Raw genomic sequence first — 26,208 nt, forward strand, 5'->3', positions numbered from 1 at the left:
CCTAAACGTCATAGAATGTCATAAAATTTCGGCCTGATGCGTGCTATAAGTATTCGTGACGTTAGATAGACTGGGCTGGCCTGTGTTTTAGACCACGTAAAACCACTGCGCCCCGTTGACTCTTCAGCGGGGCGCTCGATTTTTTTAGACGAGGAGCTCTAGTGGAACACCGCGAGTACATTTCGATCCGACGCTCGTACAACCTGGTCCGTCAGGACCTGGACTCGTCGCGTCGACTCACGTTCCAGGAGCTTGCCGCCCTCTGTCGACTCTACAACTCCAAGTCGGGCCTCAAGACCTCCGACATCGCGGCCTATCAGGGGTGCCTCAGGCCTACGATGACGCACCGCACCAAGCACCTCGAGCAGCTCGGCCTCATCGGCCGCGAGCGCGGCGGCTCCGACCGTCGCAACGTCGTCTGCTTCGTGAGCGACGAGGGCACCGCCTACGTCAGGGAGGTCTCCGAGCGCATCTGCAAGCGCATTGGCGTCGGCCACTCGCTTGCGCGCACCACGCCTGAGCGCATCTGCCGCTACGTCGACGCCATGGGCTGCGTCGAGTGTGACGCCGGCGAGCTCATCCTGCTCGGCCTGCTGCTCATCGACGAGTCTCCCGTCTCCGTCTCGCGCGTCGTCGACGGCCTCGGCTTCCTCCAGCCGACGGTCTCCATGTCGATCTCGTCGCTCGAGGCCGACGGCCTCGTCGTCCGCGTCCCGATGGAGGGCCGTCGCTCCCAGGGCGTCATGCTGACCGACGCCGGAACGCACGCCGCCAAGGAGCTCGCCGACAGGATCTCCGAGGTCATCGTCAGGCGCGGCGCCCGCAAGAAGGCGGCTGCCCAGCAGGCCTAGCTCGTCCCTGCGTCCCTTGATCCAGCCGCCCCGAGGGGCTGCCTTGCGCTGCGCGACCGCGCCTCGCAGGCCGTCGCGCTCGCATTGCTTGCGTCGGCGTCTCCGGCGCCTAACCCCAGCGCCGTTTGCGCCCGCCCGCAACAATGCAGTTGAACCATGGCGCAAATGTGGTATCGTTTCTTTCGAATTGCGCGAGGCGCAATGAGTCATTCGGCATGATGCCGCCCACCTCACCACAAGAGACCGCAGACCGCCCGCACGCGCCGCGTGCCGGATCTGCGTGAGGCCGTGCGGCCGTGTCCCTACCACACATCCAGAAAGGTTCCCACATGGCGGAAGAGAACGCAGGTTCCGACGTCGAGGCCCAGGCCCAGCTCCCGCTCGACGAGCCCAAGCCCGCTAAGCCCCGTCGTACGAGGCGCTCCAAGGCGAAGGCGTCCGACGAGGCGGCCGAGGTAAAGGCGGCCGAGAAGAGCACGGCCAAGGCAGAGGGCGACTCCGCTGCCGAGGACGGCGCCGCTGCGGACAAGGCCAAGCCCGCCCGCAAGGGTCGCTCCAAGCGCTCCAAGGCAGCCAAGGCCGAGGCCGCTGCCGAGAAGGGCGTCGACGACCTCAATCGCACCATCCAGGAGGCCACGCAGGCGTCGTCCGTCCCCATGGGCGCGCCGGCGACCACGCTCGCCGAGGCCGATGGCGAAAAGGGCGGCCAGCAGGGCCAGCGCTCCTCTCGCCAGGAGGGGGAGGGCCGTCGCCGTCGTCGTCGCAAGGGCGACGCCTTCGACCAGCCCGGCTCCCAGAACAACAACTCCCAGCGACAGGGTCGCAACGGCCGTCGCCGCAACCGCAAGAACCAGCAGAACCACGTCGTCGAGCCCTCGCTCACGCGGGAGGAGCTCGAGGGCATGAAGGTCGCCGAGCTGCGCGTCAAGGCCGCCGAGCTCGGCGTCGAGCATGCGGGCGTGCGCAAGAAGGACCTCGTCGAGGCCATCTACGTCGCCGCGGCCGAGGCTGAGGGCTTCCGCGCGGTCGAGGGCGTTCTCGACTTCCAGAACGAGGGCTACGCGTTCCTGCGCACCGGCAACTACATGAAGGGCGACTCCGACGCCTTCGTCCACCAGCAGGTCATCCGCCAGTTTGGCCTGCGCCCGGGCGACTACGTCACCGGCTCGCTCGCCCCTGCCAAGTCGGGCAACAACAAGTTCCCGCCGCTGCAGAAGGTCGAGACGATCAACGGGCGCACCCCCGAGGAGATGAAGGTCCGTCCGCGCTTCCGCGACCTCACGCCCATCTACCCCAACGAGCGCCTCGTCATGGAGCACGGTAAGGACTCCGTCACCGGCCGCGCCATCGACCTCGTCGCCCCGATCGGCAAGGGCCAGCGTGGCCTGATCGTCTCGCCGCCCAAGGCCGGCAAGACCACGGTCCTCAAGCGCATCTGCCAGTCGATCGCCGCCAACAACCCCGAGGTCCACCTCTTCTGCCTGCTCGTGGACGAGCGTCCCGAGGAGGTCACCGACATGGAGCGCTCCATCCGCGGCCAGGTCGTCGCCTCGACCTTCGACATGCCCGCGAGCAACCACACGGCCGTCTCCGAGCTCGTGATCGAGCACGCCAAGCGCCTGGTCGAGATGGGGGAGGACGTCGTTGTCGTGCTCGACTCCATCACGCGCCTCGCCCGCGCCTACAACCTCGCGCAGCCCGCGAGCGGCCGCGTCCTCTCCGGCGGCGTCGACTCCGCGGCGCTCTACCCGCCCAAGAAGTTCCTCGGCGCCGCGCGCAACATCGAGGGCGGCGGCTCGCTCACGATCCTCGCCTCCGCGCTCGTCGACACGGGCTCCAAGATGGACGAGGTCATCTTCGAGGAGTTCAAGGGCACCGGCAACATGGAGCTCAAGCTCGACCGCGACCTCGCCGACCGCCGCATCTTCCCGGCCATCGACCCGGTCGCCTCGGGCACGCGCAACGAGGACCTGCTCATCGACGCCGAGCTCCAGCCCTTCGTCTGGGGCATACGCCGCATCCTCGCCAACATGAACAACACCGAGCGCTCCGCCAGCGCCCTGGTCAAGGGTCTCAAGGCCACCAAGAGCAACGAGGAGTTCCTCATCCGCAGCGCCAAGAAGGCCCAGCAGAGCGAGTACTTCGGTGCCTAGCAATCCTCACCACGCACACATTCCGGCTGACTCTTCGCCCGGGACCGCTTGCACCATTTCGCGGTCCCGGGCGCCATTTTGCGGCGGGCGGCGTAAATGCGGCGGCAAAGGGTGAACCTTTTACCCAATACCACTTGCACGGGACACAAAAACTAGTACCATCAGTTTCAGTTTGAGGCCAAGTCTCAAGCGCCAGACGACGGTAAACACACCTAACACGAAGCAGGCCGTTGTACTCATGATCGCCCCCTCGGGCATATCTGATGCACCATTCCTGTCTTCCGTCGCCCAGCGCGTGGGACGCATACGGAGGAGAGGCCGCATGACACAGCACAAGAACAACCCGGCAATCGTCGCTGGCCTGCTCGGCGCAGTCGTCGCCTGCACGCCCGCCATCGCTCTCGCCGCCGGCGAGAGGGCCCAGGATTCCTCGCTGCTCGACACGCCCCTCGTTCCCTTCGCCCTCGGCGCCGTCACGGGAGCCGCCCTCACGGGCACCGTCGCGATCATCGCGCACGCCGTTCGCTCCCGCGAGCGCGACACCGAGGCCTACTTCGACTTCCCCGAGGTCATGGCCCCCGCGGCCGAGGCCCCGCTGACCCTCGACGACGAGCCTGTCGAAACCTCCGCGGCCGGCCTTCCCGCACCGTCTCACGTCGCGCCCTCCCATGCCGAGAAGAGCGCGGCGCCTTCCCCCGAGCCGCGCCACGGCAAGGCGGCGCCCTCCGTCGCCGCAGCCGCAGCCGCCCGGCGCGCCGCCGACGACTGGCGCAACACCGGCGCCATCGACGTCCTTCCGGTCGCCTCGCAGCAGCCCGAACCGGCCCCCGAGGCCGCGCCCGCCGCAACCGCCGCGCCGGCCCCCGAGGCCGCGCCCGCGCGCCCCGCAAGCTCCGGCCCCGCGCACGTCGCCACCGACTACACGCAGGTCGCCGAGAACTACGTCCGTCGCCAGACCCTCAAGGAGCGCATGGCCGCCCGCGCCCGCGGCGTGGCCGACATCCTCGCCGACCGCCTCGGCGGAGACCGCTTCGAGGGCCTGCCCATCATCGAGCGCGCCGACGGCACGGTCGGCGACGTGGGAACCAGCTGGTGGAACGCCCGCCTGGGCGACTCCGTCCGCCTCGTCGGCGACCTGAGCGACCAGAAGAGCGACGTCTCGGCGGACCTCTCCGACCTCACGGTCCCCGGCTGGATGGACGACATCTCGCAGGACGCCGCTGCGACCCCGGACGCCGCCGCCATCCAGGCCGAGCGCGAGGCCGAGGCCGCCCGCCGCGCCGCCAACGACCGCTCCATCAGCATCGCCCACGCGGTCGCCACGGTCGACCAGTGCTCCTATCCCGAGCACCGCACGATCGACGACCTCGACGCCTCCGACGACTGGGAGACCGCCCTCAAGGCCATGGGCGAGAAGATCGCGCAGTACGGCTCCGCGCCCGTCTTCGCCGACGTCGTCGGCGGGGCAGACACGATCGACGACCCCGACACCCTCGAGGGCCCGACCGGCTTCATCCCCTTCAGGACCCCCGCCGGCCACCCCGAGGTCGTCGACACCTCGACCTACGTCGACTACCTCATCGGCGACGAGTTCGCCCAGAACCAGTCCAAGGCAGCGCGCAAGTCCTCCCGTGACTACCTGCGCGTCATCGAGGGCGGCTCGCAGGCCCTCACCGGCACCTCGCCCCTCAGGCGTCGCGGCGCCAACCGTCACGCCTCCGACAAGGCGACCGTCGAGTATCGCCCGCGCCACATGGCAATGCCGCTGTCCGCTAAGGAGGCCTAGGCGTGCAGGACAAGGCCGGCCGCGACTCCCGGCTCACGCTCCTGCTCGTCCTCTCCATCGCATGGACGGCCGTCATCTGGGGCCACTCGCTCATGAGTGGCCCCGTCTCGGGTGCAGAGAGCTCCTTCGTCGTCAGCCTCGCGCGCCCGCTCTTCGAGGCGCTCGGCGTCCGCGACGTCAACCTCATGGGCCATGTCGTCCGCAAGCTCGCGCACTTCAGCGAGTACGCTCTCCTCGGCCTGCTCACGGGCCTTCTCCGCGCTCGCCTCAACCACGTGGCGGCGCCTCGCGCGGCGGTCGTCGCAAGCGTCCTCTGGCCCGTCCTCGCGCCCGTCGTCGACGAGTGCATCCAGCGCTTCGTGCCCGGCCGATCCGGCCAGCCCACCGACGTCCTCATCGACCTCTCGGGCGTCCTTCTCGGCACCCTCGTCGCGCTCGCCGTCGCCCGCGCCGCCTCCGCCCGCCGCAGCCCCGCGCGCTAGCGGCCGCGCGGCCCCAGGGCGCCCCCACGTTACAGAACCAATAACCTTGCCCCGGCAGCCCCGCCTGCGGGGCCGCGTCCGCCTACAGTGTTCACACCACGGCGGGCACGGCCCGCGCACCTCACTCAAAAGGCGGAAGCAATGGCACATACCATCTCAAGGCGAGACTTCCTCAGGCTCTCCGGCGCCTCGTGCGCGGCGGCCCTCGCCCCCTCCATCCTCGCGGGCTGCGCACGCCCCAAGGTGGACGAAAACGTGATCAAGGTCGGCGTCATGGGCCCGTACTCCGGCGAGGTCGCCCAGTACGGCCTGGCCGTCCGCAGCGGCGTCGAGCTCTTCGTCAAGCAGCTCAACGCGGCCGGCGGCATCAACGGCAAGCGCATCGAGCTCGACATACAGGACGAGAAGGGCGACGCGACCGAGGCCGTCAACGTCTACTACAAGATGATGGAGGACGGCGTCGTTGCCATCATCGGCGACGTCACCTCCACGCCCTCGATCGCGGTCGCCCAGGCGTCGCTGCGCGACAACATGCCGCTCGTCTCGGGCTCCGCGACGGCGCCCGACCTCATCAAGTACGGGCACAACACCTTCCGCACCTGCATCACCGACCCCTTCCAGGGCCGCGTCATGGCCGACTTCGCGGCCAAGCAGGGCTACAAGGTCGTAGGCACCATCTACAACTCCGGTGGCGACTACGAGGTCGGCGTCAACGACGCCTTCGTCCGCCGCGCGCAGGAGAAGGGCATCCAGATCTCGCGCCAGGAGGGCTACGCGGCCGGCGACGTCGACTTCAAGGCCCAGCTCACCTCCATCATCGCGACCAAGCCCGACGCGATCCTATCGCCCAACTACTACCAGGACGACGGCAAGATCGTCACCCAGGCCCGCGAGCTCGGCTTCAAGGGTGCCTTCCTCGGCGCCGACGGCTGGGCCAACATCGTCGGCGGCGAGCAGGAGTACGCGAGCGCGGCCGACCTCGAGGGCTGCTTCTACGACTCCTCCTTCGTCTCGGCAAACGACGCGGCCAACGTCCAGGACTTCATCCGCGCCTTCAACGACGAGTTCCACGAGCAGCCCACCAACTTCTGCGCGCTCGGCTACGACGCCGCGATGATCATGTTCGACGCCATCCGCAGGGTGGAGGAGGGCGGTGCCAGGCCCAGCGAGACCGAGGCCTACCGCGCCGGCATCATCGACGCGATCGCGACCGGCCACGTCGAGGGCGTCACGGGCGCCATCTCCTTCGAGGGCACGGGCGACCCGGTCAAGTCCACCCTCATCATCACCTTCGAGAACGGCGTCGAGAAGATCTTCGACACGATCTCCTCCTAGCCCCTCGTCCGCGCGGGCGCTACGCCCGCACCGCCCGGCCGCCTCGGCCGGGCCGCATTGTCAGCCTTCGAACCCGAAGGGAAGTGTTTGCCTTGACGTTTCTGACGCAGGTGCTCAACGGTTTGCAGCTGGGCAGCATCTACGCGCTCGTCGCTTTGGGCTACACGATGGTCTACGGCATCATCCTGCTGCTCAACTTCGCGCACGGCGACATCATCATGGTCGGCGCGTACATCTCCTGGGTCGCGATGGCGAGCCTGGGGCTTCACCCGGCGATTGCCGTCGTCCTCTCCATCGGCGGCTGCGCGCTGCTCGGCGTGCTGATCGACAAGGTGGCCTACGCGCCCCTGCGCAACGCCCCCAGGCTCTCGATCCTCATCACGGCGATCGGCGTCTCGTACTTCCTCGAGAACGGCGCCCAGCTCGTCTTCGGCGCCGACGCCAAGGTCGTGCCGGCCTTCGTCGACGCGCCCAACATCGTCGTCGGCGACGCGCACGTCTCGGTCATCGCCGTCATCACCATCGTCGTGACTGCCGTCTCCACGGCCGTCCTCACCTTCCTCGTCCAGAGGACCAAGCTCGGCCGCGCCATGCGCGCCGTCTCCGAGGACATGGGCGCCGCCCGCCTGATGGGCATCAACGTCAACACGACGATCTCGTTCACCTTCGCCGTCGGCTCCGCGCTCGCCGGCATCGGCGCGATCCTCTACAGCATGGCGTACGCCCAGGCCACGCCCACCATGGGCATCATGCTCGGCACCAAGGCCTTCGTGGCCGCGGTCCTCGGCGGCATCGGCTCGATCCCCGGCGCGGTCATCGGCGGCCTGCTCGTGGGCTTCGCCGAGGTCCTCGTCTCGGCGATCGGCCTCTCCGTCTGGAAGGACGCCGTCGTCTTCGCCCTGCTCATCATCGTCCTCATCGTGAGGCCCACGGGCATCCTCGGCCGCACCATGAACGAGAAGGTCTAGGAGGCGACCATGGCTAACGAGAAGAGCACGAACGTGGCCGGCGCCCGACCGGAGGGTGCCACCGCCACGCGCGCCAGGCGCACCCTTTCGACGCCCGCGCGCTACGTCATCAACACGATCCTGGTCGTCGCGTTCCTCGTGATCGGCGACCTCATGGTCTCCGGTGGCGCGATCTCGCGCTACCAGGGCTTCGTCCTGCAGCAGGTCGGCATCTACATCATCATGGCCGTCTCGCTCAACATCGCGACCGGCTACCTCGGCCAGCTCCCGCTCGGCCACGCCGGCTTCATGTCGATCGGCGGCTACTCCTGCGCGATCTTCATCATCCGCGTCTCCGAGGCGATCGGCGTGACGTCGCAGGACTTCATCAACGGCACGCCCGTCTGCGGCCTGCTGTTCGTGGTCGGCGTCGTCTTCGGCGGCCTCTGCGCGGCGCTCTCGGGCCTCGTGATCGGCATCCCGGCGCTGCGCCTCAAGGGCGACTACCTCGCCATCATCACGCTCGGCTTCGCCGAGATCATCCGCGTCGTCATGCTCAACATCGACACGGTCGTGGGCTTCGAGCTCACCGGCGGCGCCAAGGGCCTCATCGGCATCCCGCCCTACACGTCGTTCCTCAACGTCTTCGCCGTTGTCGCCATCTCGCTCTTCCTCATCCACACGATGATGAAGTCGCGCCACGGCCGCGCGATCCTGGCCATCCGCGACAACGAGATCGCCGCCGAGGCCACGGGCGTCAACACCACCTACTACAAGACCTTCGCCTTCGTCGTCTCGGCGTTCTTCGCCGGCGTCGCAGGGGCCCTCTACGCGGGCTGCATCGGCGTCATGGCGCCCGCGCGCTTCGGCTTCATGAAGTCGATCGAGATCCTGGTCATGGTCGTCCTCGGCGGCATGGGCTCCATGCTCGGCTCGGTCGTCTCGGCCACGGTCCTCACGATCCTGCCCGAGGCCCTGCGCGCCTTCGCCGACTACCGCATGATCGCCTACGCCGTCGTGCTCATCCTCACCATGATCTTCCGCCCGCAGGGCCTCATGGGACGCTACGACTTCTCGCTCGGCAACGTGATCGAGCACCTCATGAACGGCGAGCTCCCCTGGGCCCGCAAGAAGGCGGACAAGGAGGCCGATGCCAATGCCTAATAAGCACGAGAGGTCCGTCCTCGTCCAGATGGAGACCCCCAACCTGATCCCCGAGCGCGACCTCGGCCAGATCCCCGTGCTCGAGGCCAAGCACCTCGGCATCGACTTCGGCGGCCTCACCGCCGTGGACGACTTCAACATCGCCATGGGCAAGACCGAGATCTCCGGCCTGATCGGCCCCAACGGCGCCGGCAAGACCACGATCTTCAACCTGCTGACCAACGTCTACAAGCCCACGCGCGGCACCATCCTCGTCGACGGCTACGACACCGCGGGCATGAGCATGGTCCAGGTCAACAAGATGGGCATCGCCCGCACCTTCCAGAACATCCGCCTCTTCGACAAGATGTCGGTCGTCGACAACATCCTCGTCGGCTTCGGCAACCAGATGGGCACCTCGCTTGCGACCGACCTGCTGCGCCTGCCTGCGCACTGGCGCCGCGAGAGGGAGTTCCGCGACCGCGCGATGGACCTCCTCGGCATCTTCGACATGCAGCGCTTCGCCAACACCGAGGCCGGCAACCTGCCCTACGGCGCCCAGCGCCGCCTCGAGATCCTGCGTGCGCTCGCGACCGAGCCCAAGGTGCTCCTGCTCGACGAGCCCGCAGCGGGCATGAACCCGAACGAGACCGAGGAGCTGATGGAGAACATCCAGAAGATCCGCGACGAGTTCCAGATCGCGATCCTGCTCATCGAGCACGACATGGGCCTCGTCATGGGCATCTGCGAGGTCGTCGGCGTGCTCGACTACGGCCGCATCATCGCGAAGGGCACGCCCGACCAGATCCAGAACGACCCTCAGGTCATCGAGGCCTACCTGGGCAAGCAGGAGGTGATCTAAGTGGCGCTCCTCTCCGTCCGCGACCTGCACGTCTCCTACGGCGCGATCAAGGCCGTCCGCGGCATCTCGTTCGACATCGAGCGCGGCGAGATCGTCACGCTCATCGGCGCGAACGGCGCCGGCAAGTCCACGACCCTCAACACCATCGCGGGTCTCATCAAGCCCGACAGCGGTTCGATCGAGCTCTCGGGCGAGAGCATCGTCGGCGTCCGTCCCCATAAGATCGTCGAGAAGGGCCTGGCGCTCTGCCCCGAGGGGCGCCGCGTCTTCACGCGCATGAGCGTCGCCGAGAACCTCGACATGGGCGGCTACACCCGCACCGATGCGGAGAACGCCGAGACGATCAAGGTCGTCTACGAGCGCTTCCCGCGCCTGAGGGAGCGCGTCGGCCAGTTCGCCGGAACCATGAGCGGAGGCGAGCAGCAGATGCTGGCCATGGGCCGCGCGCTCATGAGCAAGCCTGACCTGCTCATGCTCGACGAGCCGTCCATGGGCCTCGCGCCGATCCTCGTCCAGGAGATCTTCGACATCATCAAGGAGCTCAACCGGCAGGGGACCACGATCCTGCTCGTCGAGCAGAACGCCTCGATGGCGCTCTCGATCGCCGACCGCGGCTACGTCCTCGAGGTCGGCCGCACCGTCAAGAGCGGCTCGGGCAAAGAGCTCCTCCACGACGACGACGTCAGGAAGGCCTATCTCGGAGGCTAGGCCTCTCCGCTCCCGCGCTCGACACTTGCTTCTCACATTGCATGACGCTGCCCGCGCAACCACGGAATTACCGAGGTTGTGCGGGCATTTCGCTTGCATTCTTTCTGTTTCTCTCGTCCGCTCCGTCAGCCGCCGAGAAAATGAGACCCGTCAACTGACAAGCCCCTGCCTGCAGGCCCCGATAACACCCCCTAGCACGTAATATTTAGAAAATACGGGTAATTATGTGCATTCGCCCGCGCGGGTGCGCTTGGTTGGTTACGACAGTGGAGGGCAGCATGGGTAAGACCATCAGGCCTCGCCTCAGCAGGAAGCTCCTGGCTCTTCTCGCCATGGGCGTCTTTGCGGCCGTTCTCGTTGCGGGCACCGCGTTCGCGCTTGGCGCCTTCACCGCGCCCTATGCCTATGACGACCCTTTGGCGGGCGGCGCCCCCTTAGAGCCCCTTGACGAGGCGTACTCGGGGCAGGGGAGCGTCGAGTCGCTGGGCGTCGCCTGTGACGCCGGCGACCTCTCGCGTGCGCTCGACCCGCAGGCGTCGACCATCAGCGTCACGTTCAAGAACTCCAACGGTTCCACGATCCAGACGATCAGCGAGACCGTGGGTTCCACCTGGCGCTTCCCGTCCAACCCCACGCCTGCCAGCGGCAAGTACTTCAGCGGCTGGTACACCGCCGCCGAGGGAGGCGTGCGCGTGAACGCGCCACAGACCGTCGAGGCCACCTCGCCCACGACGCTCTATGCCCAGTACGGAACCGGCCAGGAGTTCTACCTGATTCCCTCCGACGAGGACGGCGACGGAACCCGCGAGCTTCTCACCTTTACCACCGACAGGACCGCGCTTGCCGGCCTGAACATCCACGTCAAGAACGACGGCAAGTACTACAACAAGAGCGAGGCCGCCGTCTCGGGCCTCTCCGCGTCTGACATCGACTACTGGGTCGGCAACACCGGGACCGCCTACAGCTCCAACTCGTCCATGTACCCGCCTTGGATCAAGACGGGCTGGAGCGAGGTCAACAAGGCCTCTACCGTGCGTTTTGACGTGAGCTTCAAGAGCGCACAGCCGGTCAGCGTCGCGCTCTGGTTCGACCAGTTCATCAACCTCGAGCGCTTCGAGAACCTCGAGTACTTCGACACCTCTCGCTCACGTGACTTCTCGCTTACCTTCGGTGCGTTCAACAAGTACACCGACCTCGACCTCTCCATGCTCGACACGTCCGCTGCCGAGACCATGTACGCGACCTTCTTCATCCAGTCGGGTACCAAGTCCATCAACATCTCCGGCTGGAACATGACGGGCGTCACCAACGCGGCCGACATGTTCCGCGGCTACGACGCGGTCCACCCGCCCATCGAGTCCATCAACATGTCGGGCGTCAAGTGCACCGCCGCCACCAACCTGCGCCAGATGTTCTGGTGCTGCGACAAGATCAAGGTGATCGACCTCTCCGGCTTCGACTTCAGCAAGGTCACCGACGCCACGAGCATGTTCAATGGCTGCTCCTCGCTCGAGACCATCATCACCGCGAAGGGCGCGTCGCTTGCAAGCGCTAACTGCACCAACACCTTCAAGGGATGCAACAACCTCTACGGCCTCGCCATTGCCTCCAACGGCACGCGCTATACCACGTACTTCAAGAACAAGAACGATACGGGCAAGACCTACGCCAAGACGCGCACGACCTCGCAGGAAGGCTACTTCACGCCCGCCGACGAGAACACCTCGCACACCATCACCTACCACTACAACGCCGACGGCCTCGAGCTCTCGTCGAGCGCGACCACGGCCATCCACGCGCTCTCGCGCACGTATCCCACTATCGCCAACCCCCTCTGGCCCCGCACCGGCTTCAAGGCGACCTCCTGGAACACCAGGGCCGACGGAACGGGCACGAGCTACGAGTTCGGCCAGCAGATGACCGCGGACCTCACCGAGAACCTCGAGCTGTACCTGCAGTGGAAGCCCAATGCCTACAGCATCACCTTCGACGCGAACGGCGGCACGGGCGAGGCCCCCGCGCAGACCGGCGTCGCCTACGACGGCGGCACCGTCACCATGCCCGGCGAGGACGTCATCCACCGCGACGGCTACACGCTGCTCGGCTGGGCCCTCTCGCCCTCTGTCTCGACCCAGACGTGGACCCCGGGCCAGGTCTGCACGAAGCTTACGGACATCGACGGAGACGAGCTTCACGCCTATGCCGTGTGGCGCGCCAACACCTACCAGGTCACCTTCGACGGCAACCATGCAAACGGCGGTCCCGCGTCGTGGTCGCAGACGAACAATGCGACCTATGACGGCACCTACACGCTGCCGTCGAGCAACCCCACGCCCCAGAGCGGCTACTACTTCAGCGGCTGGTACACCGCTCCCGTGGGCGGCACGCGCCTGTCCTCGTCCACCACGGTACAGATCACGCAGGACACCACCATGTACGCGCAGTACGGCAAGGCGCAAGATTACTATGTCCTCGTTGACGACACCGATGGCGATGGCCTTCGCGACAAGATGACCTTCACTGCCGACCCAGCCATGGTCGCGGGCCTCAAGAGCAATTCGTTCATCCTCTCTCGCGATGGCCATATCAACAATACGAACGTTCAGGAGATTGACTACTTCGTGGCCAATGCAGGTGTGGACTACGTTCTCGAAGGCGCTAACTGGAACAAGACGGTGCCTTGGTGGAAGGAGAACGGCTCGCAGGACACTGGCACCTATAACACCAAGACGATGATCAAGAACATTCGCACGGTCTCGTTCGACCAGAGCTTCAAGGACGTCACGCCAAAGAGCTTGAGCCTCTGGTTCGACCAATTCAGGGCAGTTACAACCTTCGAGAACCCCGAGTACCTGAACACCTCGCGCACCGAGAACTTCGAGTTCGCCTTTGCCGTGATGACCTCTCTCAAGTCGATTGACTTTTCGAGCTTCGACACAAGCGCGGCAAAGGATGTGAAGCGCGTGTTCTGGAACAACAGCGCTACGAGCATCAACATCTCGGGTTGGAATTTGGAGAGCGCGACGGATTGCACCGACATGTTCAGGGACTGCTCCAAGATGACTGATCTCAACATGACGGGTGTCAAGGCCTCCAAGGTCACAAACACGTTCCAGATGTTCATGAACTGCACGCAGCTTACGATGGTCGACCTCTCGGGCTTCAACCTTTCTGGCGTGACTGACGCGGGAAGCATGTTCAGCGGATGCTCGAAGCTCCAGACCATCATCTGCGCCGACGGGACCAACATGCAGGGTGCGTCAAGTGCGGACATGTACAAGGGATGCACGAGCCTCGTTGGCAAGTGCTACAGCTCGACCGGTGCCATCTCCGGCAGGCGCCCCTTCGACTCCGCGCAGATCACCACCACCTACTCGAAGGCGTGCACCACCAAGAACGACGGCTACCTCACGCCTGCCACCAAGTTCAGCTCCTACGGCGTGACGTACCACATCAATGATGGCGAGGCCATTGACACCACCACGACGACCACGGCGATGGTTCAGTCTGCCATCGGCAAGTACGCATCCGTCGCGGGCGCGCTCTGGGCGCGCGAGGGCTTCCATGCGACCGGATGGAACACTGCCCCCGACGGCTCGGGCGCCTCGTTCGCACTCGGCGAATCGTTCAGCGCTGAGACAGAGCCTGCAGCGAACTCGACGCTCGATCTGTACATGCAGTGGGAATCGAACACCTACAACGTGAAGTTTGACGCCAACGGCGGTACCGGAAGCGCTCCGGACGTCACGGATATTGCCTATGAGACGGGTAAGGTCACGATGCCGAGCGAGGGCTTCGAGCGCGATGGCTACGACCTTGCGGGCTGGGCGCTCACGCCCACGGCAACGACGCCGACCTGGACGAAGGGAGCCGAGGCCACCAAGCTCTCCTACGTCAGCGACGACACCCTCACGCTGTATGCCGTGTGGTCGGGTCCCAAGAGCTACACCATCACCTTCGATGCGAATACCGAAAACGGAGGCAGCTCGATCACGGCGACCGACGGATTCACCAAGCTCTCCAATACCCAGCTTTCGAAGAGCGAGCGGTTCGGTGACAACTATGTGGTCCCGAACGCCCCCACACCCCAGAGTGGGTATTACTTCTCGGGCTGGTACACCAAGCCCGTTGACGGCATCCGCGTGTCGCCCAACGTCGCCAACTCCCAGACTGGGAACACCACCCTCTATGCCCAGTACGGCAAGGACGAGAACTACTACGTCGTCTTCACGGATGAAAACGGCAATCGTGGCAAGCAGGTCATGACCTTCACCAAGGACCCGTCCATGGTCGCGGGCAAGAACAAGGGCTGGATCGGCGACGGGAAGAAGGCCCAGGACATCGATTACGTCGAGATGAACTCCGGATACCTGGGTCATACAAGCCTGACCGTACCCTGGATCGAGGGACACCGTGACCCCAGTGACAACAACACGAAGGACCTCTGGACGATGCTTCAGGGCAACTGCAAGAAGGTCGTCTTCGACGTGAGCTTCAAGGACGTCCAGGTTCGCGACATCTCCTACTACTTCGACCAGTTCAGGAACCTCGAGGAGTTCGAGCACCTTGACTACTTCGACACGTCGCGCGCCGTCAACTGGGACCTTACCTTCGGTGCCTTCAACAAGTTCAAGAACCTTGACCTCTCCATGCTTGATACGAGTTCGGCGGAAAGAATGAAGGCGACATTCTTCCTTGCGCAGGGCGTCGAGACGATCAACATCTCGGGCTGGAACCTCACGAACGTCACCGATACCAACAACATGTTCCGTGGGTACTGCAACGCGAGCATGGGTGCGAGCGGCTACTCCACCATCAAGTCGATCAACATGACCGGCGTCAAATGTACGGCGGTTCAGAACACGTCTGGCATGTTCCGCGAGTGTGCCTACCTCACTCAGCTTGACCTTTCGGGATTCGACTTCTCTCACGTCACCAGTGCCGAGAACATGTTTGACACGTGCAATGCGCTTCAAACGATCCTCTGTGCGGATACGTCGTCCAGCTTCAGTGGGCTGACGGCGTCTGCCTCGACGCAGATGTTCAAGGGCTGCAACAAGCTCAAGGGTACGTACTTCAGCTCTTCGACCACCGCGACCAAGGCGTTCGATGGGACCATTGACAGGACCTACGCGAAGGCCAAGACCCTCAAGCAGGACGGCTACCTCACGCCCCTCTCGAGGTACAACTCCTACGAGGTCATCTACCACCTCAACGGGGAGGGCATCGACGCCACCTCCACGGTGAGCTCGCCGATCCACGAGATGACCGGCTCCTACGCCATGACGGCGAACGCCCTGTGGGTGAACCCGGGCTTCAAGCCGGTCTCGTGGAACACCAAGCCCGACGGATCCGGCACCAAGTTCGACTTCGGCCAGTCCTTCTCGGCCACCAACGAGCCGAAGGCCGACGAGAAGCTCGATCTCTACCTGCAGTGGAAGCCGAACTCCTACGTCCTCACGCTTGACGCAAACGGCGGCTCGGGTTCGGTCAACGCTAAGGAGTACGGCTACAACAACTCCGAGTCGCATGGCTTCACCAGCGACATCGTGCTGCCCGTCTGGAGCAAGAACGGCATCTACCGCGATGGCTACGAACTTCTCGGCTGGTCGGTCATGAAGAACGCGACGCAGCCCGACCCGGGCTTCGGCGCCGGTGCCACGGTGAATCGCCTCACGCGCGTGGACGGAGACGTGATCACGCTCTACGCGGTCTGGAACAAGCTCTCCTACACCGCCACGCTCGACCTCAACGGGGCCGACGGCGCCTGGACGGCACCCGAGGGCTTCACACAGGTGTCGGGGCCGGCGGGCGTCTGGCGCAAGGCGTCGATCCCGTTCGACTCCACGGTGTCGCTGCCGAGCCCCACGCGCACGGGATACAACTTCAACGGCTGGAAGGTCGCAGACGCCGCCGGCACCGCCGTGGGCACGACGGTGGCCGCGTCCGGCAACCCGCGCGAGCTCAAGATGGGCTCGGGTGCCGCGACGGCGAGCGCGACGTGGACCGTGACGCCGCCCGAGGCCATAGGCTCGCTCACGTACAACTCGACGCGACAGACCATCATGGGGGTCGCGCCCGGCCACACCATCGTCTCGGTCGCGCCTTCGGGCGCCACCACGTCCACGTCGGGGTACGGCGTCTATGAGGACGGCGTCGACGCGGGCAAGGCCTACGCCACCGATGCGGGCACCTACGCGATCACGGTCGCCCTCTCCGAAGAGGCCAAGGCCGCGGGCGCCACCTGGGACGACGGCACCACGTCCGACAAGGTGATCGACGCGACCATCGACCGCCTGAGCGTCGGCGAGGCGCAGATCGGCGTTTCCGACGTGACGTTCACGGGCTTCGAGCAGCGCCCCAAGCCCACCGTGACCTTCCAGGTGGCGGGGGAGACCGTCACGCTCCAGGAGGGCGTCGACTACACGCTCGCCTGGTCCAACAACGTCCACGCGGCCGACAAGTCCGCCGCGGACGCTCCCACCGTCACGGTGACGGCCCTGCCCACGAGCAACGTCGCCTATGGCAACACGCAGGGCGAGCAGAGCGCGACCTTCTCGATCGCCAAGCGCTCCCTGGCCGAGCCCGGCGAGGGCTGCGAGGTCACGTTCGCAGAGATTTCCGACCAGACCTACACGGGCGCCGCGCTTCAGCCCGCTCTCACGGTCTCGCTCGTGAGCGGCGCCGGCACCTACACGCTGCCGGCTGCAGACTTTGACAGCTCCTGGTCGACCAACGTGGACGTGACCAATGCCGCGCAGGCCACGGCCACCGCGACGGCCGCCGGCGACTTCACGGGCGCGGCCACCACCACGTTCAAGATCGTGCCCGCCGACATCTCGCGCGCCACCGTCACGCTCAACAGCGCAAGCGCTACCTACGACTTCGAGGGCGACGACCTGACGCTTCCCGCAAACATTGCCGTCGCCTCCGCCACGCTCGACTACAACGGCGACAACGTGGCCGAGGCGCTCGTGGGGGACCGCGACTTCACGGCGGCGCTCGCCACGGCGGATGGCTCGGCCATCTCGGCCGTGAGCGCGCCTGGCAGCTACAACGTGGCCCTCACGGGCACGGGCAACTTCACCGGCGTGGCGCTCGCTCCCGTCACGGTCGTGCCCAAGCACTACCAGGTAACCTTCGACGCCCACGGCGGCTCCTTCGCGGGCGCCTCCTCGATGGAGCTCGAGCAGGTCTGGAACGCCGCCTATGCGCTTCCGGCGACCGACCCCACCCTCGGCGGCTTCACCTTCGCCGGCTGGTGGACGAAGGACGGCGCCAGCGCCGCCGACCCGCAGGGCGAGGCCGCCGGCGCCGACTGGGGCGAGCGCGTCACCGCGGAGACGCTCGTTCCCAAGATCGCGGGCGGGAAGACGACCATCTACGCCAGGTGGAGCCGCGACAGCTTTGCCGCGACCTTCTCGGCGGACCACGGCGCCACGCTCACGGGCACCGAGGGCATTCTCGACGCGGGCGGAACGGCGCAGGTCGCCTATGACGGCGCGGTTCCCGCAGGCATCGGCGTGAACGCGGGCAGCCTCACCTTCCTGGGTTGGACCTATCGCATGGAGGCGCCCGACGGGTCCGTCCGCACCGGTACCGTCGCCGACTACACCACGGTCAAGGTCACCGGCACGGCCACCTTCACGGCACGCCTCGTCGAGACGACCTTCGTCGCGGCCACGGCCACCGACGGCCTGGTGGGCGTGGGCTCCGAGGCCAAGGCCACGGCCGCCTCGGCCTCGGCCGAGAGCCTCGCGACCGTCGAGGGCCAGCGCATCGCCTACGCGCCGGCGGACGAGAACTACGAGCTCTCCTCCGTCACGGTCACCGACCTCGCGGCGCCCGGCGAGCAGGCGCACTCCGCCACGGTCACGCCCGGCGCCACGTCGTTCGACCTCGGCGGCAAGGCCTACGCCTGCAGCTGGGCCACCGCGGGCGACGACGCCGGCGCCCTCACGCTCGGCGCGCCGGGCGAGGCGAACATGTCCCTCACGGTGAGCTTCGCCTACAGCCGCAAGACCACCACGTTCCAGGTGATGGTCTACAAGCAGAACGTCACACTCGACGCCGACCTCTCCACCTACGAGGCCGACGCGTCGATGACCTACACGAGCGGCGTGGTCGACGCGGGCTCAAAGATCGAGGTCACGCCCGCCGCCTCCGAGGGCTTCACCTTCTCCCAGGCCGTGATCGAGAACCCGGCCACGACCGATGCCGGCGCCGCACGCTTCGACGGCAGCACGATCGTTGACCTCTACTACACGCGCGACACCTACGCCTACACGGTCACCTACCAGGACGGCTCCGGCGCCACGCTCGCGCCCGCCACGACCGCGACCGCGGCCTTCGGCGCGACCGTGGGCCTGGCGGACGCCTCGCCCGTCGTCACGGTCACGCCGCCCGACGTCGCGGGCTTCGACGACGTCTCCGCCACGCCGATCACCATCGGTGTGGACGAGAAGAGCAACGTCCTTTCCGTCACCTACGGCGAGGCCGCATACGCCGTCACGGTCGACCCCAACGGCGGCACCTGGACCCAGGACGGCTTCACGAGGCAGGACGACGGCACCTACAAGCGCGACGCCGACCTGGCCTACCGCGGCACCCAGACGCTCGTCGCGCCCACGCGCGACGGCTACGCCTTCGCGGGCTGGCAGGCCGCCGGCGCCTCCGCCGCCGTCTCCAGCAGCACCCTCACGCAGGGCACCGAGGCCTCGGTCGTGACCGCCACCTGGACGGTCGCGGCGCCGGCCGCCACCACGCGCACCTACGACGGCACGGCGCAGGTCGTCGTGGCCGCGGGGGAGGGCTACGAGCTCGCCATCGCCCCGGCCGCGGGCTCCACCGCCAAGGCCGACGGAGCCTCCGCGACCGACGCCGGCGCGCTCGCCACCCACGCCGGCTCCTACGACGTGACGGCCACGCTGCGCACCGGCGACCGCAACGTCACCTGGGCCGACGGCACCACCGCGCCCAAGGTCGTCACCGCCACCGTCGAGCGCGCCACCAACAGCTGGACCAGCGCCCCCGCCTGCGCGAGCGTCACCTACGGGACCGCGCTCTCTCCCACGGCCACGCCGCGCTTCCCGCTCGAGGGCGCGACCGTCACCTGGGACTATGCCGCCACGGCGGCCGGGCCCTTCTCGGCGGACGCCCCCACCGAGGTCGGCACCTACGTCGCTCACGCCACGGTCGCGGAGACCGACGACTACGCGGGCCTCACGGGCACGGCGCCCTTCGCGATCGGCCAGCTCGCGCTCGCCGACTCCAACGTCGACGCCATCGCCGAGCAGGGCTACACGGGATCGGCCGTCACGCCGCCCGTCACCGTGCGCGACGGCGACCGCACGCTCGCCAACGGGACCGACTACACGGTCACCTACGAGTCCAACGTCGACGTCGGAACCAACACCGCCGTCGCCGTCGTCGAGGGCCGCGGCAACTACGCCGGCACCGTGCGCAAGGCCTTCTCCATCGGCCGCGCGCAGGTTGCCCAGCCCGAGGCCGCAAGCCTTGCCTACAACGGCTCCGCCCAGGTCGGCGTCGCGGTCGCCACGGGCTTCACCCTCGAGGTGACCGAGGCCCCCGCCGCGGCCACGGGCTACGGCGTCTACTGGCTCGACGGCACCGAGATCGGCAGCGCCTACTTCACGACCGCCGGCACCTACACGGTCGTCGCCACGCCCGACGCCAACCACAGCTGGGAGGGCGGCTCCACCGATCCCGTCACCCTCACCGTCACGGTCGCGCCCTTCGACATCTCCGGCGGCGCCCTCGCCGAGGTCGCGCCCCTCACCTACACGGGCGAGGCGCAGCAGCCGGCGCCGGCCCTTCTCGTCGACTACACGGGCGACCTCGTGGACGACCAGGTGAACGAGGGCCGCGACTACTCCCTCTCCTGGGCAAACAACACCGACGCCGGAAACGCTACGGTCACGGCCACGGGCACCGGCAACTTCACCGGCACCACGAGCCGCACCTTTAGGATCGAGCCGCTGCCCGTGACGCTTCGCGCCACCTCGGAGAACACCGGCAAGGTGTACGACAAGGCCGCGGGCGAGCCCACGTTCGCCATCGACGTCGATGCCGGCTCCGAGGCTGTGTCCGACATCGCGAGGACCGCGCTTTCGCCCACCGTCACCCGCACGGACGCCGCGGGCACGCCCACCACGTCGCAGCTGGTCGGCACCTACGTGATGAAGATCGGCTACACGCCCAACGCCAACTACGACGTGCGGACCGAGGACGGCACCTACACCATCTCCAAGCGCCCGCTCACCGTCACGGTGAACGACATCGCCAAGACCTTCGGCGACGCGACGCCCACCATCACCGGCACGGTCACGGGAGCCTACGCCTCGGGCGACTCCGCCTCCGCAATCGGCCTCGCCTACGCCTCTGACGTAAAGGAGGACGCGGGCACCTACGAGGGCGCGCTCGTCGCCACCTGGACCGACGACAACTATGACGTCACGGTCGTGCCGGGCACCCTCACCATCAACCCCCGCGCCATCAGCGACGCCAAGATCTCCGCGAGCGCCGACGGCACCAAGCAGGGCGACGCCTACGTCTACACCTTCTCGGGCGAGAAGATCCAGCCTGCCATCTCCGCGACCATCGACAGCACCGTGGTGGGCCCGCAGCTCTACGAGGGCGAGTTCGCCGACTTCACGGTCCAGATCCTCGACTCCGGCGGCACGGCCGTCGACGGCATCACCGCCGCCGGCACCTACACCGCGCGCCTCACGGGTGTCGGGAGCCTCACCGGCACGCGCGAGCTCACGCTGCGCGTCGACAACGTGACCCCCACGGTCACCTTCGACGCCAACGGCGGCACCTTCGCCGGCGGCGTCACCACCCAGGCCGTCGTGCAGGAGTACACGGCCGCCTGGTCGCTGCCCACCGCGCCCACGCGCACCTACACCAAGGGCGGCCAGACCTTCACCTACACGTTCGCCGGCTGGTGGACCAAGAACGGCTCTGCCTCCAACGACTGGGGCGAGGCCGTCGCCGCCGGCGCCGCCTGCCCCTGCATCGCCGACACGACGCTCTACGCCAAGTGGGAGACCGACCGTGAGAAGAAGGCCTACCACGTCAACCACTACGTGCAGGAGCTCGACGCCACGGGCGTGCCCGTCTGGCCCGCCGCGCCCACAGCGACCGACGACTCGACCGGCCTCGCCGGCGACGACGCGACCTACGTCCAGCGCACCGTCGAGGGCCACACGTTCGACGCGAACCTCACCACCTACGCGGACTCCGCGCACGCGACCGCCCAGGCAGATCCCCTCTACGTCGCCGAGGACGGCTCCACTGTCGTGAGCCTCTACTACACGCTCGACAGCTTCGAGGTCACCTGGACGAACGACGACGCGACCCACGCCACGACCCGCGCCTACTTCGGCTCCACCGCCGCGGCTCCCGCGGCCATGCCCACGCGCGCGCCCGGCCGCGACTACACCTACACCTTCGCGCGCTGGACCGACGAGTCCGGAAACGACTACGACAACCCTGACCTGCCCGTCAAGTCGCCCGTCACCTACCACGCCGAGTACACGGCAACGCCGCGCACTTACGCGGTCACGATCGATGCCAACGGCGGCGAGCTGGCCCCGGGCCAGGCGGCCGAGAAGAGCCTCGCCTTTGCCGCGACCCTCGACCTGCCCGATCCCACCTGCGCTCGCGGCTGGGCCTTCGACGGCTGGGCGGTCAAGAGGGTCGGCGACGAGGGCGACGTCGGCACCCTCACGCCGGGCTCCGGCACCACGACCTACACGGGCGGCACGGCCGACGTCAAGATCAGCGCCAAGTGGCGCATCTCCGTGCCCGCCGCCGCCTCGGGCCTCGCCTACAACGCCTCCGAGCAGCAGGTGGTCGCGACCTCCGACGGCGTGAGGCTCACCTCCATCACGGCCGCGGCCGGCAGCGACAACGAGGGCAAGCGCATCGACGAGTACGGCAACGCCGTCGCAACCCACGCCGGCGACTACTCCGTGACGGCCGAGATCTCCGCTGCGGTGCTCGGCGTCGACGATTCGCTCCTCTCCTGGTCCGACGGCTCCACGGCGCCGCACGTGGTCACGGCCACCATCGCACGGGCATCCAACCAGGTCACGGACCTCGGGACCGACCCGGTCGACCCAGTCTATGGCGACAGCTTCTCGGGCACGGCAAACGCGACCTGGGGAGCCGACACGATCAGCTACGCCTGGGGCCGCACGGCCGATGGCACCTTCGGCGCCTCGAAGCCCACACCTGCGGGCACCTGGTACGTGCGCGCAACCGTCCCGGAGGGCGACGACTGGGAGGCCGCGGAGGCCACGGCCGCCTTCCGCATCCTGCCCGCCACGATCGAGAATGCGTCGGTCACCTCCGTTCCGGCCACCTACAACGGCTTCTCGCAGGAGCCCTCCGTGACCGTCACGGTCGGTGGCGGCAAGACCCTCGTGGCCGGGCGCGACTACGTCCTCGAGTACTACGCCGACGAGGCCCTCACCCGCCAGGTCGAGGTCTCCGACATGGTCGCCGCCGGCACCTACTGGGTGAAGGCGGTCGGCGTCGGCAACTACGCCACGCAGTCCGAGGGCGAGGCGCCCGAGTCATACAAGGCCGGCACCTACCAGATCATGCCCGCCGAGCTCACGCTCTCGGCCCAGGCACTCGCGTCCCGCCCCTACGACGCAACCACCGACGCCACGGCCCAGCTCGATCGTGCCACGCTTGCGCTCTCGGGCGCGGTCGCCGGCGAGACGCCCACGCTCGACGCCGCCGCGGCCCAGGCCGCGCTCGACTCGCCAAACGTCGGAGAGCGCACGGCCACCGTCACGGGCGTCGCGCTAGCGGCAGGCAACCCCTCCAACGCCAACTACCGCATCGCGGCAGGGGAGGGCGGAGCCCAGGCCACGGCCGCGGCCACGGTCACGCCGGCGCTCCTCACTGTCTCGGGCATCACCGCGGTCCCGCGCGCCTACGACGGCACGACCGTGGTCGAGGTCACGGGCACCCCGCAGATCGCCTCCGGCGTCGTCGCGGGCCAGCCCGTCACGATCGACGCCACGGCACCGCTCTCCGCGGCGCTCGAGGACGTCGGCGCCGGCACGGCCCGCGTCGCGACCGTCTCCGGCCTTACCCTCGCGGACGACGCGGCCGCGGCCAACGTCAACCGCAACTACGCCTTCGCCGAGACGACGCTTCCCGTCGACATCGCCCGGGCGAAGCTCACGGTCACGTCGGTCCCGGTTGCCGACAAGACCTACGACGGCACCACCGCGGCCGTCTCCGATCCTGCGAGCGTCACCTTCGAGGGCACCGTCGCCGGCGAGGCGCCGACGCTCGACGCCGGCTCGGTTGCGGCGGAGTTCTCGGCGCCAGGTGCCGGGTCGAGCGTGCCCGTCACGGTCTCGGGCCTCTCGCTCGATGCCGCGAATTCCGTCAATGCCAACTACGAGCTCACGGCCACGACGATTGCCACGGCCGCCGCCATCGCCCCCGCAGAGCTCGTCGTGCGCCCGCACGCCTCGAGCGCCCCCTACGGCTCCGAGCCCGCCTGCGAGGGCTACGACCTCGAGGGCTTCGTGGCGGGCGAGGACCGCGCGAGCGCGGGCGTGTCCGGCGAGCCCACGTTCTCCTTCACGTGCACGGCGGGCTCGCCTGCGGGCGACTACGCCGTGAGCGCCCAGGTCGACGGCCTCTCCGCGCCCAACTACCGCTTCACGGGCGCCCAGGCCGCCTTCCGCGTGGTGCCCGCGGACATCACCTGGGACCCGCCGGTCGGCGTGAGCCCCGCGCGGCCCGTCTACGGCGACCCCATCTCGGCGGTGGGCACGCCCTCCTTCGGAGAGGCGACGTTCGTCTACTCGTCGACCCCGACCTTCTCGCCCACGAGCACGAGCGCAACGCCCCCGACCACGGTCGGCACCTACTACGTGCGCGGCACCGTCGCGGGCAGCGCGAACTGGAACGCGGGGCAACAGGTCGCCTCCTTCACGATCGCGCCGGCCACCTTCGACGAGGCCACGGTGGCCGTCGAGCCCCTTGTCTACACGGGAGAGGCGCTCCAGCCCCAGGTGAGCGTGCGCATCGGCACGCAGCCGCCGCTCTCGGCCGACACCGACTACACGCTCGCCTTCTTCGCCGACGCGGCCGGCGCCCAGAAGATCGACCCCGCGACCGACGTCGTTGACGCCGGCACCTACTACGTGCAGGCCACCGGGCGCGGCAACTACGACGGCACGGCGACGTCCGTCCAGCCGTTCACGGTCGACCAGGCCGACTCCATGGCCGTGGGCCTCGCCGGCTACGTGGGGACCTACGACGGCGCCGCCCACGCGCTCTCGGCCGACGTCACCGGTGTCGACGCCCGCAGCTCCGCCCTCACCGTGGTCGAGTACCAGGTGGGCGAGGGTGCATGGTCCACGGACGCCCCGTCCTTCACCGCGACGACCGACGGCGACGTCGCCGTCCGCGCCCGCGCCACCAACCCCAACTACAAGACGTGCACCTCCACGGACGCGACCGTGCGCATCGATCGTGCCGCCGTCACGGTTGCCGCCGACGACAAGTCGAAGGTCTTTGGCCAGGAGGACCCCGTCCTTACGGCCACGGTGACCGGGCTCGTCGGTGCCGACTCCGTCGACTACGAGCTGACGCGCGACGCCGGCGAGGACGTGGGCACCTACGTCATCCACGCCACCGGCGAGAGGCTCCAGGGCAGCTACGAGGTCACGCTTGCGGACGGCACGCTGACCATCGACTCCGCCGTGGCGCGCATCCCGTCCGCCCTCGCGGGCCTCGCCTTCGACGGCAAGGCGCAGCTCGGCGTCGTCCTCGACGACACGCTCTGCGTCGCCGAGGGCGAGCGTGCCACGGACGCCGGCGAGCACGTGGCCACCGTCCGCCTCCTCGATCCCGGCAACATCGTCTGGGAGGACCCCATGATCGACCCGGCCGATCCCGTCGAGGTCACCTACGCCATCGCCCCGGCCGACATCGCGCAGGCGACCATCGCGCCCATCGCCGACCAGGTTGAGACCGGCGAGCCGATCGAGCCCGCCCTCGACGTCACGGCCCTCGGCCGCACCCTCGCCGCCGGCGTCGACTACGAGGCCGCCTACGAGTCCAACGTGGGCGTAGGCACGGCGACGGTCACGATCTCCGGCATCGGCAACTGGACGGGCACGGCGCAGGCCACCTTCCAGGTCGTGCCCGACAGGCCCGACGCGATCCCGATGTTCCGCCTCTACAACCCCTACTCGGGCGAGCACTTCTACACCAGCTCGCCCGGCGAGCGCGAGTTCCTGAGCCGCGTGGGCTGGAACTACGAGGGCGTCGGCTGGTGGGCGCCCATCGAGGGCGGAGAGCCCGTCTACCGCCTCTACAACCCCTACGCCGGAGACCACCACTACACGCCGTCGCCCGGCGAGCGCGACGCGCTCGTGGCGGCGGGCTGGAACTACGAGGGCGTGGGCTGGAACTCCGGCGGCGACGTGCCGGTGCTCCGGCAGTACAACCCCTACGCCACCGTCGGCACCCACAACTTCACGACCTCCGAGGCCGAGAACGACGCGCTCGTGAGGAACGGCTGGCACTTCGAGGGCGTGGGCTGGATGGCGGTGGCGGCGGGGTAGCCGCGTAACCGGCCGCAGAAAAGCTAACGCAGGCGATGCGATGAAGGAGGGCCGGCACCTCGGGTGCCGGCCCTCCCTGTCTCGGGTCGCGGTGCAGGCTCTTCTCGCCCATATGGCGAGGGCGAGGCGCGTGGTCGGGCATGCGTGCGACTGGCATGGTCTGTCATGCCGCCTGCCACATATGACCTGCGTGACGTGCTCTTTCTATGGTACGTTCTTGATGAACTGTAAATGACATCAACGCAGCTCAAACGATGCATCAACGTGGCTTCATGCAACCGGGGAGTACCGTCATGCACAGCTGCGCGCCGC

The 26,208-nt window shown here is 67.8% G+C and carries 10 protein-coding genes; all 10 read left to right on the forward strand.

Features of this window, described 5'->3' with window-relative positions:
- The first annotated feature begins 161 nt into the window (after positions 1-161).
- The 10 genes from M5D76_RS05400 to M5D76_RS05445 all read left to right on the forward strand — a co-directional run bounded on the left by M5D76_RS05400 (position 162) and on the right by M5D76_RS05445 (position 25,896).
- Entirely contained in the window at positions 162-851 is a 690-nt protein-coding gene (locus M5D76_RS05400) for a MarR family transcriptional regulator (RefSeq protein ID WP_248922381.1), read from the forward strand.
- A gap of 329 nt (positions 852-1,180) precedes the next feature.
- A complete protein-coding gene (gene rho, locus M5D76_RS05405; protein ID WP_248922382.1) occupies positions 1,181-3,004 on the forward strand; it encodes a transcription termination factor Rho in 1,824 nt (607 codons plus the stop codon).
- A 322-nt stretch (positions 3,005-3,326) separates the two neighbouring features.
- Positions 3,327-4,790 (forward strand): hypothetical protein, encoded by a 1,464-nt coding sequence (locus M5D76_RS05410; RefSeq protein WP_248922383.1) that lies wholly within the window; start codon positions 3,327-3,329, stop codon positions 4,788-4,790.
- A 2-nt stretch (positions 4,791-4,792) separates the two neighbouring features.
- On the forward strand, positions 4,793-5,272 hold the full coding sequence (locus tag M5D76_RS05415) for a VanZ family protein (protein ID WP_248922384.1): 480 nt from the start codon (positions 4,793-4,795) through the stop codon (positions 5,270-5,272).
- Positions 5,273-5,413: 141 nt separating this feature from the next.
- The gene (locus M5D76_RS05420; protein WP_248922385.1) at positions 5,414-6,607 is read left to right on the forward strand and encodes an ABC transporter substrate-binding protein; all 1,194 of its coding nucleotides are present in this window, start codon (positions 5,414-5,416) and stop codon (positions 6,605-6,607) included.
- Positions 6,608-6,699: 92 nt separating this feature from the next.
- Positions 6,700-7,575, forward strand: coding sequence for a branched-chain amino acid ABC transporter permease (locus M5D76_RS05425; RefSeq protein WP_248922386.1), 876 nt, complete (start codon positions 6,700-6,702; stop codon positions 7,573-7,575).
- Positions 7,576-7,584: 9 nt separating this feature from the next.
- Positions 7,585-8,718: a branched-chain amino acid ABC transporter permease gene (locus tag M5D76_RS05430; protein ID WP_248922387.1), complete on the forward strand. Its 1,134-nt coding sequence runs from the start codon at positions 7,585-7,587 to the stop codon at positions 8,716-8,718.
- On the forward strand, positions 8,711-9,559 hold the full coding sequence (locus M5D76_RS05435) for an ABC transporter ATP-binding protein (protein ID WP_248922388.1): 849 nt from the start codon (positions 8,711-8,713) through the stop codon (positions 9,557-9,559). Before M5D76_RS05430 ends, M5D76_RS05435 begins: the two co-directional genes overlap by 8 nt.
- Positions 9,560-10,267 carry an ABC transporter ATP-binding protein gene (locus tag M5D76_RS05440; RefSeq protein ID WP_248922389.1) on the forward strand — a complete coding sequence of 236 codons (708 nt, stop codon included), beginning with the start codon at positions 9,560-9,562 and terminating at the stop codon, positions 10,265-10,267.
- Positions 10,268-10,545: 278 nt separating this feature from the next.
- A complete protein-coding gene (locus tag M5D76_RS05445) occupies positions 10,546-25,896 on the forward strand; it encodes an InlB B-repeat-containing protein (RefSeq protein WP_283102109.1) in 15,351 nt (5,116 codons plus the stop codon).
- The last annotated feature ends 312 nt before the right edge of the window (positions 25,897-26,208 follow it).

Source organism: Olsenella intestinalis (assembly GCF_023276655.1).
Lineage (GTDB): Bacteria > Actinomycetota > Coriobacteriia > Coriobacteriales > Atopobiaceae > Olsenella_J > Olsenella_J intestinalis.

What these genes read in the sequence shown, in the direction of transcription:
- M5D76_RS05430 (WP_248922387.1), top strand. Translation starts at nt 7,585, where the DNA reads ATGGCTAACGAGAAGAGCACGAACGTGGCCGGCGCCCGACCGGAGGGT.
- M5D76_RS05410 (WP_248922383.1), top strand. Translation starts at nt 3,327, where the DNA reads ATGACACAGCACAAGAACAACCCGGCAATCGTCGCTGGCCTGCTCGGC.
- rho (WP_248922382.1), top strand. Translation starts at nt 1,181, where the DNA reads ATGGCGGAAGAGAACGCAGGTTCCGACGTCGAGGCCCAGGCCCAGCTC.
- M5D76_RS05445 (WP_283102109.1), top strand. Translation starts at nt 10,546, where the DNA reads ATGGGTAAGACCATCAGGCCTCGCCTCAGCAGGAAGCTCCTGGCTCTT.
- M5D76_RS05420 (WP_248922385.1), top strand. Translation starts at nt 5,414, where the DNA reads ATGGCACATACCATCTCAAGGCGAGACTTCCTCAGGCTCTCCGGCGCC.
- M5D76_RS05435 (WP_248922388.1), top strand. Translation starts at nt 8,711, where the DNA reads ATGCCTAATAAGCACGAGAGGTCCGTCCTCGTCCAGATGGAGACCCCC.